This window comes from Bradyrhizobium sp. USDA 4341, from assembly GCF_054063755.1.
This window is the reverse complement of sequence record NZ_JBSSGO010000002.1, coordinates 7881561-7900780: the sequence shown is the minus strand read 5'-3', so window position 1 is coordinate 7900780 and position 19220 is coordinate 7881561. Positions and strand designations below refer to the sequence as shown.

The 19220-nt window shown below is 58.0% G+C and carries 12 protein-coding genes and 1 pseudogene; 1 reads left to right on the top strand and 12 read right to left on the bottom strand.

The genetic code is table 11. From position 1 onward, the window contains the following. Nucleotides 1–616: 616 nt before the first annotated feature. Together ACVIGB_RS43165 and ACVIGB_RS43160 are read right to left on the bottom strand one after the other, a co-directional pair. A complete protein-coding gene (locus ACVIGB_RS43165) occupies nt 617–1303 on the bottom strand; it encodes a 2OG-Fe(II) oxygenase (protein WP_456724749.1) in 687 nt (228 codons plus the stop codon). A 5-nt stretch (nt 1304–1308) separates the two neighbouring features. Then, nucleotides 1309–2532: a GFA family protein gene (locus ACVIGB_RS43160; protein ID WP_456724750.1), complete on the bottom strand. Its 1224-nt coding sequence runs from the start codon at nt 2530–2532 to the stop codon at nt 1309–1311. A 1076-nt stretch (nt 2533–3608) separates the two neighbouring features. Here ACVIGB_RS43160 and tcuC point away from each other — a divergent pair. Further along, the gene (gene tcuC, locus ACVIGB_RS43155; protein WP_456724751.1) at nt 3609–4961 is read left to right on the top strand and encodes a tricarballylate/proton symporter TcuC; all 1353 of its coding nucleotides are present in this window, start codon (nt 3609–3611) and stop codon (nt 4959–4961) included. 94 nt (nt 4962–5055) lie between these two features. Here tcuC and ACVIGB_RS43150 read toward each other — a convergent pair whose 3' ends face one another. The 10 genes and pseudogenes from ACVIGB_RS43150 to nodC all read right to left on the bottom strand — a co-directional run bounded on the left by ACVIGB_RS43150 (nt 5056) and on the right by nodC (nt 19210). Next, nucleotides 5056–5898 (bottom strand): electron transfer flavoprotein subunit beta/FixA family protein, encoded by an 843-nt coding sequence (locus ACVIGB_RS43150; RefSeq protein WP_050421324.1) that lies wholly within the window; start codon nt 5896–5898, stop codon nt 5056–5058. Nucleotides 5899–6116: 218 nt separating this feature from the next. Further along, on the bottom strand, nt 6117–7874 hold the full coding sequence (gene nifA, locus ACVIGB_RS43145) for a nif-specific transcriptional activator NifA (protein ID WP_456725289.1): 1758 nt from the start codon (nt 7872–7874) through the stop codon (nt 6117–6119). Between the two features lie 245 nt (nt 7875–8119). Next, on the bottom strand, nt 8120–8956 hold the full coding sequence (locus tag ACVIGB_RS43140) for an SDR family NAD(P)-dependent oxidoreductase (RefSeq protein WP_456724752.1): 837 nt from the start codon (nt 8954–8956) through the stop codon (nt 8120–8122). Nucleotides 8957–10137: 1181 nt separating this feature from the next. Continuing rightward, nucleotides 10138–11244 carry a nodulation protein NodZ gene (locus tag ACVIGB_RS43135; RefSeq protein WP_456724753.1) on the bottom strand — a complete coding sequence of 369 codons (1107 nt, stop codon included), beginning with the start codon at nt 11242–11244 and terminating at the stop codon, nt 10138–10140. Between the two features lie 182 nt (nt 11245–11426). Then, nucleotides 11427–13443, bottom strand: a pseudogene (locus ACVIGB_RS43130) (carbamoyltransferase family protein). Between the two features lie 311 nt (nt 13444–13754). Next, the gene (locus tag ACVIGB_RS43125; protein WP_456724754.1) at nt 13755–14543 is read right to left on the bottom strand and encodes an ABC transporter permease; all 789 of its coding nucleotides are present in this window, start codon (nt 14541–14543) and stop codon (nt 13755–13757) included. Between the two features lie 3 nt (nt 14544–14546). Beyond that, nucleotides 14547–15467 carry a nodulation factor ABC transporter ATP-binding protein NodI gene (gene nodI, locus ACVIGB_RS43120; protein WP_456724755.1) on the bottom strand — a complete coding sequence of 307 codons (921 nt, stop codon included), beginning with the start codon at nt 15465–15467 and terminating at the stop codon, nt 14547–14549. Between the two features lies 1 nt (nt 15468). Next, on the bottom strand, nt 15469–17178 hold the full coding sequence (nodU, locus tag ACVIGB_RS43115; RefSeq protein ID WP_456724756.1) for a nodulation protein NodU: 1710 nt from the start codon (nt 17176–17178) through the stop codon (nt 15469–15471). A gap of 13 nt (nt 17179–17191) precedes the next feature. After that, a complete protein-coding gene (gene nodS, locus ACVIGB_RS43110) occupies nt 17192–17821 on the bottom strand; it encodes a nodulation methyltransferase NodS (protein WP_050421319.1) in 630 nt (209 codons plus the stop codon). Nucleotides 17822–17833: 12 nt separating this feature from the next. Further along, nucleotides 17834–19210 carry a chitooligosaccharide synthase NodC gene (nodC, locus tag ACVIGB_RS43105; RefSeq protein ID WP_456724757.1) on the bottom strand — a complete coding sequence of 459 codons (1377 nt, stop codon included), beginning with the start codon at nt 19208–19210 and terminating at the stop codon, nt 17834–17836. Nucleotides 19211–19220 lie beyond the last annotated feature (10 nt).

The following is a 19220-nucleotide window of genomic DNA, read 5'->3' as shown; positions in this document are numbered from 1 at the left end:
TCGAGCACGCGCCGGAACACCCGCAGTTCGAAAACAGTGACGAGGTCGTGCCGCGATGTTGCCCCAGTATTCTTATGAGGCAAGTTGTGCGATCGTGGCTTCTTCCATGGCTCCGCTCAGCATTTTGGCAGCCTGGGCGAGGAGCAGCCTGTCCGCGCGGGTGTTTGCGCCGACTCCCTTAAGCCAGAGCAATTCGGTCGCTGAATTCCACCATCTACCGCCAGGCTCATTGCAGCGGGCGGATCAGCTGACGATCGGCGCCCAACGAACGCGTCTCCGCACTGGCCCTCCAAAACAGATGGACCCAGCAAAAACGTGTTCACTGTTCGAAGCGCCCGGTTCCCACTTTGACCAACGTCTTCGTCACCCCGTTCCGGTGGAATCTGGAACGGCCGACGCCCCCTTTGTGCGCGCGAGCTCGCTGCGGGACCTTGACCGGTCACCACGTCATTCCTTTCCGAATGGCTCTCGCCGACGGTCTTCGGCGGATCCGATTTGACAGCGCGTTCCGCAGCGACAAACCGCTTCGCAGGACAGATCTTCCGCAAGATGGGTGCGATCTGCCGAACTCAGCGTGAGACCTCCGCGCCACTCATCTTACTCGCAGGTACTCGAGCTAACTTGCTTCATGGCCGCTGGTAGAGCTTTCGATGACGCGTCGGTTTGTGCCGCTGCGCTTCGAACAGAAGTAGACCAGCGACCGGCGCTCCCCGGCGGATACAGGCTTCACCTCATGCCGCAGCCTACATGTTGTAACAAGCACCGCACCAAATGGTGGTCGAAACACCTGCTGCTCGTACGCGCTCGGATATACGACGAATTCGCCACCCTCAAAATCTTGCGCGAGCTGCACAATTACGGAGTACTCAAAGTCTGGATCGCTCTCGGCATCCAAATGGATGCCAACAAACGAACCGGGAGGCATACGATGCAACTGGCATCTGCGAATCACATAATCTGACGATGCTCCCAGGATCGTTTTTAATGCGAATCCGCGGTCTTTCCTTTCAAGCAGATCGATGATTTGCCTCGGCGCTGCGCCATCCACATTGCTGGGACTGCGGCCGGGCGGGTCCACCCTCACGCGTTTGACAAAGACGTTGTGCGAGTCGCCGGCATCTCCCAACCGTACCTCTTCTTCGGGAATCTCAGCCTGCAGCTGATTGATCCTCGCCAGTTCATCCTGTGTAAATAACGTCTGGGAGCCGATCACGATCGTGCCCTTCACCAAGAGCTCTACGCGGAATTTCGTCAGAGCCCCTTCTGAAAGTAGGCCCTTTTTGTCATTTGCTGAACGCGCCATTGGGTTCACTCCGGGGTTTGTTCTTCGATGCAGAGCCTGGGTCCTGGTTGCATCGAGCCGAATGCTTGTTCCCAATGCTCGCCATCGAACTCGTCTATTCTGATGCTTTCGATCGTTGTTTTATCCAGGCATCGAACATTGATGCTGAATCCGGCTGGGTTCGACCGCGGCCGATAGAATGGCTTGACCCCGCAAACCCGACAAAACGTGTGTCGGGCGATGTTCTTGTTGAACTGATAAGTGATGAGGAACTCTTCGCCACATTCAATCGTGAGCCTATCGCCAGGTACCAGCAAGTGCATAAATCCAGACATCCGGCAGATCGAGCAATTGCATCGAACTGCAGAGAGCTGCCGCGGCGCCCGGACGCGGAATTTGACAGAACCACAATGACAATGGCCACGGTGTTCGATTTCAGATCGGTCGTTTTGCTCAAGTGAGACAATCCGGAGCAGATCGTGGCACCACTGCAAGTTCAGTCGATAGGCTCGATCGAACTCGTTCAAAAAGAAACCGTTGCGATCAGCCGGAACAAGTTCGCCAATGAGGCGGCTTGTCATTTCTCCATGATACTGCTCGGCTGGATCTGTTCCACCGACGTGGCTCCGGAAGTACTCAAGATCGTCGGGGCTCGCATCAAAGGTTTTGACCGTAGTGGTCCACAGCGCCTGGATCATGTCCGCAGCATGCAACTCAAAGGCGACCATGTAGGCGCAACGCACCACGGGGTCTTTCGCTGACAACCCATCATAGAGAGAATGCAGGTACCGGTTCGTCGTGGCGCTATAGTTGGGACGTATTGCTCTGCCGAGCAGTCGCGATGCATCCCTTCTAAGCAGATTTGAGTGAAAATTTTCGGTCAGCAGAATATCGGGTAGCGCCGCCTTGCCACCCTGGAGAACTCGGCCATAGCCGCCCGTCTCATCCCAACAAATGAAATTAGCGACGACGCTGGTCAGTTCAATATCCCTGGGAAGATCCCGATTATGATGCATTGCATCGAATATGAGATCTTTTTGCGACCCTGCCTGCAGGTAGGGAAACGCCTGTGACATCGCCAGGTATTCAGGCAGCAGGCTACCAACCTGCTCTTCGGACAGCTCCTCAGCAAAGGGATGCGCGCCAAACAGAGCTAGCGCACGCTCAGTCAAATGCGCGCAAAAACTCTGCGGATGCTGATCCGGCGAAAATCGAGAAGCTTGAGAAGACGTCATTTGGACGATAGCCATGAGGGGAGAACGAGCCCTGAAGAAGCGAATTCTCGTCGGGACCAGCTATTGGCCAGTCGAGACAGACGAGCTAGTTGGCGCGATGGCGCTCATGATCGCCGTCGCCTCCGAGGCGAACTCTACCCTTTGCATCCTCGCGGCCCCCTTAGCCGGGCGTCTTGAGCCCAATCCTGTTCACACATGGAGCACGCCCATTGATTGAAGCGGCGATAATTCTGTCGGATTACGATCCAGATCGGTCCAATTCCGCGCATGGTTGGCGCCTCCAGACATCACGCGCAGATTCATGGTGAGTTATTGGCCCGCCCAAAAGCATCGGGATTTTGCGTCACAGGAGGGGGCTCTGTTTGCGCGATCGAGCCTCCCTTGACGTCGGTCGCAAGTCTCCGCGGTTTCTGCTCATTGCTCATTTTTGACTGGCTACGCGCTTGGGACAGCGCTGCTAGAAGGAGGCGTGTCTAACGTGCTCTTAGGAGCTTCCGCCGCGATCTGCGCGAGATGTCGGCAGCTCGCCCCCACGAGCGTCTGAGAAAACAGCGCCGCTGCTCTTACCCGTTCCGCCTGCACTCGTCCGCTCCTGTGGTCTTGCACGTTTCCAGCAATCGCCGTGCCAACCCTGGTCTCGCGCCATAAGTTTCGGAATAGTTTGGTAAAACGTTCATGCCGGCTCGTCAGGACAGGTGTCTTGAGTCTGACACGGTTTGCATGGCTGTCGGAAATCGAGCAGCGAATAAGTGCCAGCCTCTGCCCACGAGGGGCATACGTCCTTGACCGCCAGAATCGCCCGAACAAGCCTCATAGCTGCCGTGAGCCGGCGAACGAATCGCCTCAGGTATTCGTCAATTCTTGTTTGAGGTGAAGTGAGCTTGCGGCAATTGGCGTTGAGATCTGCTGGTGCTCCGCGAACTGGCGCTGAAATATGTGCACTAATCTAATTATCGCCGAAAATACGCCGAAAAGATCAGGCGCCTTCCGCTCGGTCGGTAATGTCACCAATGACAAAGTCACGGCCTGATGCAATTGGGCTCGCGTGAGGTTTTCCGAACCGGCCATTTTTTGACGGGAAGGAAACTCGCTTGTCACAGACACTTATTCAACACGGGACGGTTAAATCGCGCGTCAATGCGATCCTGCGTGCAACCAGCGGCAATTTTCTCGAGCAATTTGACTTCTTCCTGTTTGGCTTTTACGCCAGCGCTATCGGACGAGCCTTCTTCCCATCCGAAAGTGAAACAGCCTCGTTGGTCAACACTTTCGGCGTGTTCTGGTTGGGTGCCTTAATGCGTCCAGTAGGCGCAATCGTCCTCGGCGCCTATATCGATCAGATCGGCCGTCGAAAAGGCCTGATCATCACACTATCGATCATGGCGATCGGCACTGTCATTATCGCTTTCTGTCCCAGTTACGCGACCATTGGCATTGCAGCCCCGATTATCGTTTTGGCTGGACGGCTGCTGCAGGGTTTTTCCGCCGGCGTCGAGGTCGGCGGCGTTACAGTCTACCTGGCGGAGATCGCAACCCCAGGCAATCGCGGCTTCTATACATCCTTTCAATCCTCTAGCCAGCAGGTCGCGATCTTTGTCGCGGCGAGCGTGGGCTACCTGCTGAACGAGTCGATGCCGGCCGAAACCGTCGCCTCCTGGGGGTGGCGCATTCCGTTTTTTCTCGGCTGCCTTATCATCCCGCTTATCTTCCTTCTTCGTCGAACACTGGAGGAAACGCCGGAATTTCTGGTGATGAAGAAGCATCCGAAAGCCCGCGAGATCTTTGCCTCGGCGCTGCTCGGCTGGCGCATAGTCGTTCTCGGAATGATGATGGCGATCCTGAGCACAACGACCTTCTATTTCGTCACCGTTTACACGCCCACTTTCGGCAAGACAGTCTTGAAGCTGTCCGCTCAGGATGCTCTCCTTGTGACGCTCCTGGTCGCCATGACCAATTTCATCTGGAATCCAATTGGCGGCGCCGTCTCCGACCGTATCGGCCGAAAGCCAGTTCTGCTCGCCATTGCCGGCCTTGCATTGATGAGCGCGTATCCGGCTTTGAACTGGCTGGTAAGCGCTCCCACCTTCGGCAAGCTGTTGGCGGTCGCGATGATGTTCTCGTTCTATTTTGGCACCTACAGCGGAACTATGTTGGGCGCGCTCGTTGAGATCGTGCCCGCGCATGTGCGCACAACTTGCTTTTCCCTGGCCTTCGCACTCGCGGCCGCCTTGTTTGGGACCTTTACGCCGTTGGCCTCGACCTGGCTCATTGAGCGGACCAACGACAAGGCTTCACCGGCGTATTGGCTGATGTTTTCAGCCACGCTCGGCATCATCGCGGCACTGACCATCTATCGGGGCACCGCCAAACCGTCGAGAACAGCGGACCGTTCACACCCTGAGCCAAATGACAGCACCTTGGGCGTGCAAACGGCATCGCCCTAGCGTGGTGCTCCCGGATGCGGACCGGTTTCGCCTCGTCGTCACCGCCATCTCGAAGCTGGACTTGTGTTTTGGTCTGACTGACCTTCTATCCAGATCAAGCATCACGGGCTGATACCGCAAGATCGGCTTCGAGCTTGGGTTGATACTTGAAAATAGCGTCTATCAGCGCCTGCGCGGGTTGCTCCGTGGCCTCAACCAAGGCCGCCTTCTCAGCGCGTGCAGAGGGGGCGAACACTCGCTTGACGACGGTCGGTGAGCCCTTGAGACCGCATTTGGAGATGTCCTCAACGCCTGCGTCGTGCGCGCTCCATTTCACGATCGGCGCCCGTGCGGCACGTAATGCATCCGCCATCGCGCCGCGCCGAATCTGGTTTGTCGCCTCCAGCATGGTGACGAGACAGGGCAGCCTCGTGTGCAGGACCTGGATACCACCTTCGGAACGTCGTTCCGCTTCGATTGTGTGTGCGGCGAGATCCAGGGACCTGACCTTGGCGACGTAGGTAAGCTGCAGCACGCCCAGGCGCTTTGCGATGCCGGGCCCAACCTGCGCGGTATCGCCGTCGATGGTCTGCTTGCCCGTGAAGATGAGGTTTACCGGGCCATATTCCTTACCGATCTTTCGGATGGCTGTTGCTAGTGCATACGTCGTGGCAAGGGTGTCGGAGCCCGCAAAGCATCGATCGGTGAGCAGTACGGCGCGATCGGCGCCATAGGTCAGCGCCTTCCTCAAAGAGTCTTCCGCCGACGGCGGGCCCATTGTAAGCACGGTTATTTCGCCGCCAAACCGATCGCGCAGTTCCAGCGCGGCCTCAAGCGCAAAGAGGTCATATGGGTTGATGATGGTCGGCACGCCCTGACGCATGATCGTATTGGTAACGGGGTGCACGCGAATCTGTGCAGAGTCGGGAACCTGTTTGATGCAGACGACATTGTGCACGGAGTTGCTCCAGAAGTTGCGACACTGCGAAGAGAACAGCAAGTCTCGTACCACAACGACTCTCCTTGGACTGTGCTCGCCATTACAAAGGCCTGGACGGAGGCGATCGAGCGACCTGGCCCGGTTTTGTGAGGGACGAATACCGACATGCGTCGAAGCCGCGACAGCGCCGTGCCGCCGCCGGGCACGTTAGGTAAGTGACGCCAAGATCCTTGCGCTCAAAACCGCTTGATCTCGATTCCGTATTTCCTCAACGCGTAACCAATCTGACGCGGCGTTAGCCCCAGCAAGCGCGCTGCTTTTGCCTGCACCCATCCAGATTTTTCCATGGCTGCAATGACTCGCTCGCGATCGGCGATCTTCGCGCCACTTACGAGGACTGTGCCGGGAGGAGCAGCCAGCGAGGCCAACTCGCTGCCGCCTGGCGGAGCCGGCGCGGTCGCTTCAGGTAGCGGAGTGATCGACTTAGCCAGTACCGGCGTGCTCGGGACCGCCGGCATGATCATCTCCTCCGATGTACTTTTCCACAGCATGGCGGAAAGACATTGGCCGTGGCAACAAGCGAAATCATTTCTCACGATCGCTGGCCCGGCGGACAGCGTCGCCGTGCGCTGAATGCAGTTTTCGAGCTCTCGGACATTTCCGGGAAAGCCGCAATTCATCAGCACATCAATCGCGCTCGCATCCAAGGTCAGCGCACGCCCGTTCTCGTTATTGAAGTTCCTGAGAAACTCGCTGGCCAGCAGCGGAATATCACTGCGCCGCTCACGCAGCGGCGGCAGGAGCAAAGGAACGACGCTGATCCGATAGTAAAGGTCTGCGCGAAACTCGCTCTTCGCTACGGCCTCTTCCAGGTTCCTGTTGGTCGCTGCTATGACACGAACATCGACCTTGATGGTCTGGTTGCTGCCGACGCGCTCGAACTCCTGCTCTTGCAGAACTCGCAGCAATTTCGCCTGGAACGGCGCCGAAATCTCGCCGATCTCGTCTAGAAATAGTGTCCCTTTGTCAGCAAGCTCGAAGCGCCCCTTGCGCGAGCTGAACGCGCCGGTGAAGGCACCTTTTTCATGGCCAAACAATTCGGACTCCAGGACCGTCTCAGGCAGCGCCGCGCAATTCAGTTTGACGAAGGGCCGCTTGGCTCGAGATGACGACTCGTGAATGGCTTTGGCTACCAGTTCCTTTCCGGTCCCGGATTCACCGCGCAGTAGAACCGTGCTGTTCGATTTGGCTACGATCGCGATCTTCTCGAGAAGCCCACGGAGCGCCGGGCTGTCGCCAATGATGCCATGAACGTGGACCTTCTTACGATCCCGTGCAGGTTGCCTAAGCTCAAACAATTGCTTTTGTAGCCGGTCCTTCTCCACCATCAGCCGTTCGCGGTCGCAGGCGAACAAGCGGTGCAGCTTCACTGTCTGTCCCACCAGATTGGCGATCATGGCAAGCAGCCGTGTGTCGTGATCGAGCCGGAGACTCGACCTTTCGTCGCGGATACGGTCGACTGTCAGCGTACCCACGACCTTGGGGTCGATGCGAATTGGCACTCCGATGAACGAGACGGGTGTATTATCCGAGGCGCCCAGCACCTCGAGGTCGGCAGCGCTGAATGCCGGCTCGGCTGCCACATCCTCGGCGACAAGAGGCCGGTCCTCCGCGACGATTTGGTTGATCGCCTTCCGGGGCAAGCGCGCCCGGTACCGTTCGTCGCTGCCTTCGCTCCAGCCGTCGCCCACGGTGATGTCTGGCATCCCGTCATCGTCGAACAGTGAGACGATGCCGTGTCGCATCTGCACAAACGATTGCAGAAGATCGAGAACGTGGGCCAAGGTAACTTCAAGCCGGCAAGGAGCGGTCAGTATCTTCGATATTTCGAAGATGCCGGTCAGTGCGCTCTCGCGCAATGGCTCGACGGAGAGCTCGCGTTGCGGCTCCACTTCTGAGGCAGGTCTTTCGCGTGCGGAAGCGATATGCAGCATGAGGCGGTCTCCGTTGTTTTGATCATCCTCCCTGGCGACTTGTTCTGGTTTGCGAGCTTCGTAAGGCATGTCATTCTCGATCTAGGGCCAAGTGTTGACGAGACGCCGTAGAAGCGTAACAGCTTTTCGTGGCACGACGATAAACTTTCAGTGCGTTTCTTTTGCGGAATGGATGCCCGACGTCAGCGTAGAACGCACGTTCCACTGCTGCAGCTCAAGTCAGCTGCCTCGCAAGGCGAGGCCGATCACAGATGTTGCCCACCGTTGATCGGCAGCTCGGCTCCCGTGACGTAGCTCGCAGCATCTGAGCACAGGAAGAAGATGACCTTGGCCACCTCATCGGGCGTTCCCACTCTGCGCAGCGGGATAGTGGGCACAAGACGCGCTTCGGTTTTGGGCGACAACATGTCCGTCCCGATTTCGCCGGGAGCGATCGCATTCACACGAATGCCGTGCGGCGCGTAATCATGTGCCATTTCGCGTGTGAGACTTGCAAGCGCCGCCTTCGACGTCGCATAGGCACTTCCAGCAAACGGATGCACCTTCGATCCGGCGATCGAAGTCACATTGACGATCGATCCTGACCCAGCTCTCAGCTCGTCAAACAAACCCTGCGCCAGCAGGATCGGAGCCACGAGATTGAGATGGAAGACCCTCATCCAAGTCTCGGTGGACGTCGTCAAGGACGTTAGCCGGTCCCCATTAGGTGTTTTCGGCGAAATCCCGGCATTATTCACCAGGGCGTGCAACACTCCGCCGCTCAAACGTTTCTTCACCTCGCTCACCGCGCGCGGCAGCATTCGATGGTCGCTGAGGTCGATCTGGACATGATCCTCGTTCCCTGATTCCCACGGGCAGCGCTCGCCGTCGAACGGCTGGCGCGCGCACGAAATGATACGCCAGCCGGCTTCTGAAAACAGCTTGGCAGTAGCGTGACCAATTCCGCGCGATGCGCCGGTTAGAAGCATCGTCTTCCCTTCTCCTCGATGCACGCCGGCTTTATCGGCATGAAACGGACAAGTCGAGTGCATCGCCGGCAGCGGGCTCGGGATCAGATCGTCATTTGGCAAATCGAGACCCACGCCCACCTCCTCTCCTGTTGCGTGCTCGCGCACTCCAAGCAGGAATTGGGCCACCATAACCGAGGCAACGCCGCTCCGGCTTTGCGGCCTGGTGTCGCAGAACGCTTGGCAGGTTCGCAACGGCGCATTCGCTTTGCGACAACAATGGCATGTTAGCAACAAAAATGTCGGAACCACGCGCTTGCCTGGATGGATACGGGCCTGGAAGCGCGCGCTCTTTCCTGTTTGCGCAACCGCGAATCCGACAGCTGGGCCGCATTTGTCGCGGAGCAACGATCGGTCGGTACGGTCAGGCCTGTTAACCGCGCCGTTCAGCGATCCGAAACTGACGTTATCATCCTGGCACGTCCGATTTCCCTACAGCTGCCCGACCTGTCACGCACTGGCCCGTTTGACAGTCGCACATCGCCGCGAATTCCTTTCGCGTATCGTGAGCCGGTGCGCTGATTGTCTGAACGGCGTCCCCGGTCGCGCCTGCGTCAGTTGGGCGAGCGAGCGGCAGACGGCCTTGAGGGCTGTTGCGCCAATCGATCCTGGCCAACAGATAGTTCAGCTACGCCGGAGAGATCGTTTCCGGTTCACCCGCGACGGATGACTCGATGATTCTTCCTTCTCCCTAGCCTTTTGGTGAACAAATATACTCCCTGCCACGCGTGCCAGACACCTTCACAAGATCGCTCCGGCGACCGCGGAAGACGAAGATGCGCGCTCAGCGGGCCCAGCACCTTCTACGTCCTGCACTTCAGCTGCCAACGGCGGAAAGCTCCTGGCATCAGACTGTCGCAAGCCACACCCGCGCCTTCGAGGTCCTGGAAAGGAGGCACTATTGGCTCATTTTTCAGAGCGAGGCGCTGCTCGACCTCCCAAGGACCAAGCATCAATGCATACCATCCCGTCTAACGTCGGCCGCGGTGATATGGGAGCGCAGCCTTGTCCGACGTCAGGACCAACCAAATTCCCAAGGTTCGCGCGAGGCGAAGACGGAGATTGGCGCGCACCTTTTTAGCGCGGCGGGGCAATTGTTGATCGACGTCGAGCTTCGCACTCCCGAGGGTTAGCGTCCTCCAGGGTAACCTCGCTGCCAGCGGCCACTTCGCCAACGATTTTACGCCCGGAAAACACGTGATAGCACTTTTTGATGCAAAGAGCGGCCATCAAATCAATGAGGCAAGCTACGACGTTCATGCCGTCACGACCTCTTGGGAGGCTTCTTCAATCAAGATTAGTCGGCCCGGATCGTTTAGGTCGAACTCTATGACGCGTGGCGCAAACAGGCGTGCATAGCGTGTGAAAGCGCTTGTCGGAGGAAAACGAATTGCAGTGTCGCACCGCGCAAGGAGATACATTTCGGTAAGGGCGGCAAAGCCGCCCTCGGCTCCGAGCGCCCCGCTGTGCAACGGTCCGGCCTGAGGCGGCTTGAAGCGCTTGGGAATCGTGAAAACATCAGGAAATATCGCCGAAACCTGCTCAAGGACGTGCGCGCTGTCCGTGCACAGGAACGCCCTCACGGGTTTTGTGTGCGGCAACGCCTTGGCCCTTTCAATGGCACTACAGACCTGTCGCAGGGCGCGCTCCGGATCGGTCCAATACGGAGCATGCCCCATAATGTTCTCGCCGTTGCCGTGTCGAACATGAATGCCGATCATACTGTATGGCTCAAAGTGCTCGCGATAAATGGCATCAATCCGGGCCTGACTCTCAGGGCGTGGTTTGATGCTCCGAAAGATTTCTCGTTCTGCTTCTTGATCGCAGCGCCACATCAGGCAGGCGTCACAAACGACAGTGTTCGCATCGCTGTCTTGCTGGCTTTGAAACAATTGATCGAGTTCGTCGCGCTCTCGGAAAATTTGCTCGTCCGGCCGATAGACGCAGTCGATCGATGGCTTATTCCACCAACTCGGGAAGAATGGTCCTGGAAACGAGCGCTGATTGATCTGGTCGTCACAAATCACCCGTACGCCGGCAATGTCCTGAACTGGTTCAAAGAACACTGGAAAGGCATTGATGAACGGTTGGTCGAGATAACAAGACCCCCGCCAATCGATGACCAGGTTCCGCCCGGTCCGCTGTGCAAAACGCCAAGCAGCCGCGAGCGACCACAGGCAGTCGCCAAATCCCGTACGTCGTCGGGAAACTACGAACCTATCATTCTTCGAACCGCTCTGCATGGCCTCCTCCCGGGCTCCTGGTTGGACAAAAGACGCCATTGCAGACATCTCATGTATCATCTCGTCCGACGTCGCGGTCTGAAATTGCGGTGCCGGCGAGCTGCGTCGGTAGAACTTCATATCAGTGCTATCCGTGATGGGCCGAGATCTCGCAACACTTTCCGTCTTTTCTTGAGCGGTGTTGCGGCGACGTGCCGATCTCAGCCGGATGCGAGATGCCCCCTCCGTGCGTCGGACCGCCTGGCCTCCTCACATGCAGGCATAGGCATGGCCATGCTCCCGAGTTACGGCTATGTTTTGCTTTACACTTTATTGCGGTCGCAAGCCGCGCGCGGCGGATGCAGACGAATGCCTCGCCGCTCCCACACGAGCCGCAATTCCTTCACGAGATCTTCACGCTTGGCCTGGCCCAGCATGGTTGCGTCGAGCAGCCAGCCGAGCGACGCCTCGCCCTCGACCCGCATCAACATCTCGAAAAGCTCATGTGAGATGCGCATACTATCGTAGGCGGAATGTCCCGTGCGGATCTCGCAGACCGTCTCCTGACGATCTACCGCTACGTGAGAGCGGACACGATGAAGCGATGCATAGGGTGGCAATGAAACGCCCAGTGCGCTCCAATCCTGCAATGTTGCCGTCCGCTTCTTGACCAGGAACGGCCCGACCACAAGTCCGTCCAAATCGGTCGTCAAGAACGTAACGATCGCGTCTGACACCGAATCAACGATCGGCTCGGCATTGTTGTTAAACGACGTGTTTAGAAGAATCGGTATTCCAGTTCGCTTCTTGAACTCGTTGATTAAATCCCAATAAGCGGGGTTTGTCTCGCGCGACACCGTTTGCAGCCGAGCGGTCCCGTCAACGTGCGTGATCGCACCGAGCACGCTGCGCTGGGCTTCACGCACGCGAACCACAAAGTTCATGAACGGCAGCTCCCTCGTGCCGCCTGGAAGCTCGAAGAACTCGCTCGCATGCTCAACCAGTACAGACGGCGCAAACGGACGATAACTCTCGCGCTTTTTGACCATCTCGTTAATTCGGTTCTTGTTATCTGCTGGCCGCGGATCCGCAAGAATGCTGCGGTTACCAAGCGCACGTGGGCCGAACTCAGAGCGGCCCTGAACCCAGCCGATTACAGCGCCATTTGCCATCCAGTCTGCCGCACTGGATGCTATGTCATCACTTCGTTGAATGTCGAGGTGGCCTGACCATGCGTTGAGCTCACGCTCCACGGCTTGCTCATTGCCGAGATCGGGCCCCCAATAAACGTCCGGCAGTCGCTCGCGCGGCGCCGGCCTGCCCAGCTCATTTGACACGATCAATGCAGCGCCGAGCGCGCAACCGGCGTCGTGCGCCGCGGGTTGAACAAAGATGTCGTCAAATAGCCCCGAATAGAGCAGCTTACCGTTCAGCGTGCAATTATGGGCTACCCCTCCAGCCAGGCACAAGCGTGCTATGCCTGTCGCTTCACGATGGTGCCGCAGGATGTGAAACACGATCCGCTCCAGCGCCTCCTGCAGCGAAGCGCTGACATCTCGATGTTGTTGGGTGAATGGCATTCCTTTTCGCCGAACCTCGATGTGGCGGACCAGGGCCGGAGCGATCCGATCCAGGTGAACGCGATAGCCACCCTTGTCCAACAACTCGTAGAACTGCGCGAAGAGTTCGCGATAGGGAGCGGGATCACCATACGGGGCAAGCCCCATCACTTTGTACTCGTCGAACAACCCGTAGCCGAGATATCGGATCGTCTCGAGATAGAACAGCCCCAGGGAGTTACGTTCCGGGAAGGTTGCAAGTTGCGCAATTTCGATGCCAGACCCCACCGCCAATAAGCCGGAGAGAAAATCGCCACTGCCGTCGATCGCAAAAATGAGACTTTGTTCGAACCCCGACATGGCAAACGCGCTCACGGCATGCGCTTCGTGGTGATTTACGAAGGAAAGCCGCGACGGATCGATCTCGGCGTCGAACTCCCGTGCCAGCAGCTGGCGCCATCAACAGTTTGGCGTCCAACGGAACGGGCTTGGAAACAGAAAGACGCTCGAGCATTGTACTGCAGTAGGCTTCAGTCGCGTAGAACGCGATACGGTCGATCTCGCCGAGCTCAACTCCTGCGGTAGAAAGGCAGTATCGGATGGAGTTGCTCGGCAACTTGTTGGAGTGCTTGACGCGGTTGAGGCGCTCCTCTTCGACGGCAGCAATCACGCGGCCATCCTGCACAAGGACCGCAGCGCCATCGTGAAGAAATGTACTCGGCAGCTCCGGCGAGCTTTCATAGATTCTATCAAGACCACCACTTATTCCTAGGCACAACATCCAGCTCTCCATTTGATCATGGCGGAACGACAACTGCGTTCCACCTATCCAATCTGCGCGGTCACGCTCCGTCGGGTGCGCGGGCCAGACAACACAATACAACTTTGCAAATCCGTCTCGGCGCTTAGCGACAGGCGCTAAGAATGTAGCGGTGCCGCCGTCCGAACCGATCGACCGAACAGACGGCCAGAGACCTTGCTCGATCGCGGCCTCTCAAGTCCATTGCAGCGGCCGCTGCGACAGAAAAGGTCATCCCGAGCTACCGCACGACGCATCTGACTGTGAATTTCTCCATTCTCGCTGAACTCACGTCAACGCAGCAGACGGCGCCGAAATACTGCTATCGACGCAAAAAAGGGCAAGACCGTGTAAACGCAGAGCGCAGCGACATGCAGGGCAGCACTGTCGACACCGCGTTCAAGCATCGCTGGGCGAATAAGGTCGACCGAATGTGCGAGAGGTAACAAGCCGACGAAATGCTGAAATGAACCGGGCAGTTGGCTCGTCGGAAAGACCACGCCACACAAGAACACCATAGGACTAAGGACAAGTGTCTGGTAAAATACGAAGTAATCGTAACTTGGCGCAAGAGATATGACGACCATGGCCAGGCTGGCGAAGACAAGGCCAGTAAGGGCGATTGTTGGCAGCGCATACAGAATGGATAGCCATGATGCATAGCCCAGCGTGACAGCGACGATCCCGATCGCTGTTCCGGCCAGAACGGACTTACTGGCCGCCCACACCAGTTCACCCAAAACGATATCGCCAAGCGTGAGCTCAGTGGAGAGGATTGCTTCCCAGGTACGCTTGGCGTCCATGCGTGCAAAGGCTGCATACATGGTTTCAAAGGTCGCGGACGTCATGGCACTGGTCGCGACCATACCTGCCGCCAGGAACGCGATGTACGACGTCCCCTCAACGCGCCCCACGATCAGCCCAAGGCCAAAGCCGAGGCCAAACAGATTGGTCAAGGGATCTGCGAGGTTGCCGAGAATCGATGCAAGCGCCACTTTCTTCCATGCTAGGAAGTTCCGACGCCATACCGCTATCCAGTTGTACGCGTTAGTGGGCATCACCGCCGCATAACTTTCACCCATCACTCACTTCTCCATCTCGCGCCCGGTCAACCGCAAAAACACGTCTTCGAGATTTGGGGAGCGCTGCAGAACACGAAGTCCCGCTCGCCCCCGCAGTTGCACGCGGACCTGCTCCGGATATGGCGCATAACAGAAGAGCGTCTCTCCACTCACTTCGATGTGCCGCGCATGGGGCCTGATCAGCTCGCGGAGCTGATGTGGATCACCTCCATAGATTTCGACCACGTTGCAGCCAATATGCTCGTCGATTAGCACATCTGGCTTGCCTTCGGCGATCTTGCGTCCACCCTCGAGGACACACAGCCGATCGCACAGGCGTTCGGCCTCTTCCATAAAGTGAGTGGTCAAGAGAATCGTCTTGCCCCGCGCAAGTAGAACTCGCAGACGCTCCCAAATCAGGTGGCGGGCGTGCGGATCCAAACCAGTCGTCGGCTCGTCCATCACGAGCAGATGCGGGTCATTTATTAGCGCGCGTGCCAAGGTCAGTCGCCGCTTCATGCCACCCGACAGTTCTGAGACCCGTGCGTCCGCCTTGGTTTCGAGCCGCGCGAACTCGAGCAGCGACGGTACGACGGCCTCGATCTTGCGGGCGCTCATGCCAAAATAGCGACCAAACACCAGCAGATTCTCGCGTACGGTAAACTCAAGCTCAAGGTTGTCGAACTGCGGTACGACACCGATCCGCATGCGTGCGACACGAGCGCGCGCCGGTACAGGTTCATTGAGTACCATTATCTTGCCTGCGTCCGGCGAGATCATGCCGAGAAGCATACGGGCGATCGTGCTCTTGCCGGCTCCATTTGGCCCGAGTAGACCAAAGCACTCTCCGCGGGCAACCGAGAACGACAGTTCATCGACGATAGTTCTGCCGCCAAATGACTTTCTGACGCCGGCAAGGTCGATTGCTACCGTGGACATGGTCATCTTAGGCCGACTGGCGCCGTTTGGCCGGCGGTTGCTTCCTTATGACCGGCTTAGTCCAAAGCTGGCCGTCACACCACACATGCTCAACGCGCCCCCATTGACAGGCCGCCGCGGCGTCCGGAAAGAATCCACGCCCGTTCAAGTTCGCGCTCGTGTTGCAGAGCAACGGAAGCCCCGTAAGGCGCTCGAATTCGACGAGAAGCTCAGCGACTTTGTGTGGAGAGCTGCGGGAGATTGTCTGCAGTCGCGCCGAACCGTCCAGATGGATGACAGCGGGAATCTTGTCGCACCATTCCGCCCGGGTCTGATGATCGAACAGCATGTACGGGTCCGGCGTACCTGGGTTGAATATCTCTGGCGCGCGATCCTCCAAGCAGATCGGCGCCACCGGTCGGAAGTGCTCACGACACTTAATGTCGTTGAGATGATCCTTCATAGCCGGTGACGTCGGAGCCGCCAGAATACTTCTGCCGCCCAACGCTCGCGGACCCAGCTCGGCGCGCCCGGACAGAAACACTACCGGCTTGTTGTCGGCGAGAATGGCGGCAAGCTCACGCAGACTGCACGGCTCGGCCTCCCATTCCGAGACCCCCTCGGTGGCCAGCAGAGCCGGACCGCTGTAAACAGACCATTCCAACGGTCCAAACCCATTTCGCGCCGCCATCGCCGCGCAAGCAGCACCTATTGCCGAGCCGCTGTCATTCGGGAAAGGCGGTACCCACACCTCATCGAACAGGCCCGTCGCGCGAAGCGCACTATTCCACTTGATGTTGAGACCGCACCCTCCCGCCACACATAGATTTCGTGCGCCCGGAAGAGAGGAGTGCTGCAACAGAACCATCGCGATTTCCCGAACCAGAAGACGTTCCAGGAACATATGGAACGAGGCAAGGATGTCCTCCGCTCGTTTGCCCGTAAGGCGCAATGCGCTTGCCTCGAAAAACTCGTGCGTGGCCGAAAGTAATGCTTCCGGATTGTGGATGTCTGCGCGGTAGCGACGAGCCTGCTCCGAGTCCGCGGCAAAGCGCTTCTCGTAGAGTTCTTGAAAAACTGCGACAACGCCTTCGTCGACAGAGCCAAGCGCGATGTACGCCATCAGCTTGCCGGCGATGCCCAAATCCCAACTGGTGCGGCTCGGCTGCCTGTAAGGCCCGAAGTGAAGGCCGGCGGCAGCATAGGCCTGACCAATCATGGGAAACAGGGATCCCACGAGCCGCGCGCCGCGAGGTTCGACATAGTAAAGGCGGGGAAAGATGGAGCCGTCCCATACCAGACAGAATGCGGGTTTTCCGATACTGGCAAAGGGGCTGGTGCTATAGGCTGAAGCAACGTGGCCCGTGACGTGCGGGTAACTTTTATAGGGAAAGACCTTGTCGCCGAGGATCAGGCCAAAGCCTTCGACGGAATCAAGAAGGCCCTCAGCATGACGCTCGACATATGGCCCCCCTTTCAGCGTGATCGGCACCGCCCCACTAAGGACCTGGAACCGCGACTCGATCTCTCCATCCCAGCCATCGATGACGAACTGATCAATGTCTCGCGGATCAAGACCATGCTCCGCCAACACACGCACGACATCATCGAGGTTGTCGATGGATTGATAGCGTGCGTTGTTACCGCGCTTTTCCTGCTCGGTGCAAAAGACGATCCGCCCGTCCTCGACGAGAGCAATTGCGCCGTCATGTGTTAATTTGATGCCGCAGATGCGCATACGACCCCCTGATCTAATGACCGACAATTGAGTGTTTTAACGACTGCCCCGATTTCCGGAACAGGACGAGCAAGCAGTCTTCGTTGACCGATGTGGTTTGGCAGTGCAGACGCTCCACCTCCAACAGGCTCTCCTTGAAGAGAGAGATCACCGTCTCGGCACCAGCGGCATGACCCCAGTGTCGACAGGTGGCATCACGCGCGGACCCGAACACCAGAGCGCCGTCTGGGGCAAGCATGCTCACCAGGTTGCGGACCGCCGCGTGCATCTCGGAAACGTCATTGAGATAGTAGAGAACCTCGGCGACGACGATCAGATCGAACTTCTCTGTGGTCGAAAACTGCTGAATATTGCAGGTTATCCAATTTATATGTGACCGATGCCCGGTCCGCAGGCGCGCCCGTTCGATCGCCTGCGGCATGACATCGACCACCGTTAGGCGTTGGCAACGCGGTGCAAGCATTTCCGTGAATGCCCCGGCTGCGCATCCGACCTCGAGGGCATGCTCGACACCCCCATTGCAAGAAGACATCCGGAGTATTTGCGCGTACCGTTCCTGCTCGAACGCACTGCTGTCGAGATGCCATGGATCATCCACAGCGAGCTCGCGTTCCAGTAATTGATGGTTCTTGTACACAGTCATGCGCCGATCGACCTACTTATACCCGCTCGATCGTTTCCGACCGCAAATACTCTCCGGCGCCGCCAAGCGCGATGGACGGTGAGGAACCACCGGCTTCGGAATTGTGCCAGAAGCCACCCCTGTAGCCACAGGACCTGCTGCACTGTTCGGCGCCGGCAGGACCGCCCGCTCATCTCCTTCAGTCGGCTCGCTGACGATCGTGCGCGACAGCCAATCGCTGTTGCTCAATGTACAAAGGGCATACGCTTTGAGTGGCAGTAAAAGAAAGATGTTTATCGGTGTGTGGAGCGAGAAGCCGAGAAATCGCAATTCCCCCGCCCGCAGTGCAGCTACACTGCATCGAACCATCGTCATCGCCGCGATGGTCAGGCCCGTCCACCAGGGTACAGATCCGCCGACTGCAAGCTCGGCAAGCGCAGCCAGTGCTGAAAGAGCGAGTAGCAGTGGGCCAAGATTCTGCCCGACAACGTCCAGTGTGAGGTAGCCATCGAGTTCCGGCAGCAGACGCAATGCGAGAAACGTATCGCGAAAGGTGCTGCGCGCCCAGCGCAGCTGCTGACGCAGGTATGGCCCGAGAGTGTCAGGGACAACTGTTGCCGCAATCGCGTCCGGAACATACTCGGTTCGAAATCCCGCCTCGAGCATGAGAATCGTCAGATGGCGATCTTCGCCAAAATCACTCGGCTTGCCGCGAAAGAATTGCGTTTCGTACTGATCAAGCAGCAGGGCAAGAGCAGAGCGACGATACATCGCACATGGACCGCAGCAGCACATGACCGCACCGAAGCGAGCTTGCGCCGCGCGCTCTTCGTTGCACGCCAACCAGTACTCCATGTCGATCAGACTGGTCAGCCATGTATCGTTGCGATTGCTGGCTACCAACTGGCCCATCGCGGCACCAATGTCGGGGTCCCGCATCTTCGCCGCGAGCTTGGTGACCACGTCAGCGGCCAGTATCGTGTCCGAATCGACGTTAAGCACCAAGTCACCGGAGGAGCCGCGTATTGCGGCGATCTGCGCTTTGCGCTTGCCAACATTCCTGGCAAGCAAGATGATGCTGAAGCGCGCATCGTTGGCATAGATCTTATGTACAGGCCCCACAACGTCGCGATTTGCCGAGCCATCGTCGACCACATAGACCCGCAGCTCTCCTTCGTAGTCTTGCCTGGCGAGCGAATCCAAACACTGGGCGAGCGTGTCCGGCTTCTCGTTGAAGCAAGGCACGATAATATCCACACTTGGCAGAGCCAGCGCAGATTGTTCTAGATCGTTCCGGAACGATGGGGTGTTCCCCCGCTGCGCATACAGCGCCTGCGCGCTTTTGTAGATGGTCGAGAGCAGCGCGTAAGACGAAACCGCGACGGCGCTGGTTGCAGCGAGTAGGTCCATAGGGTGCCAG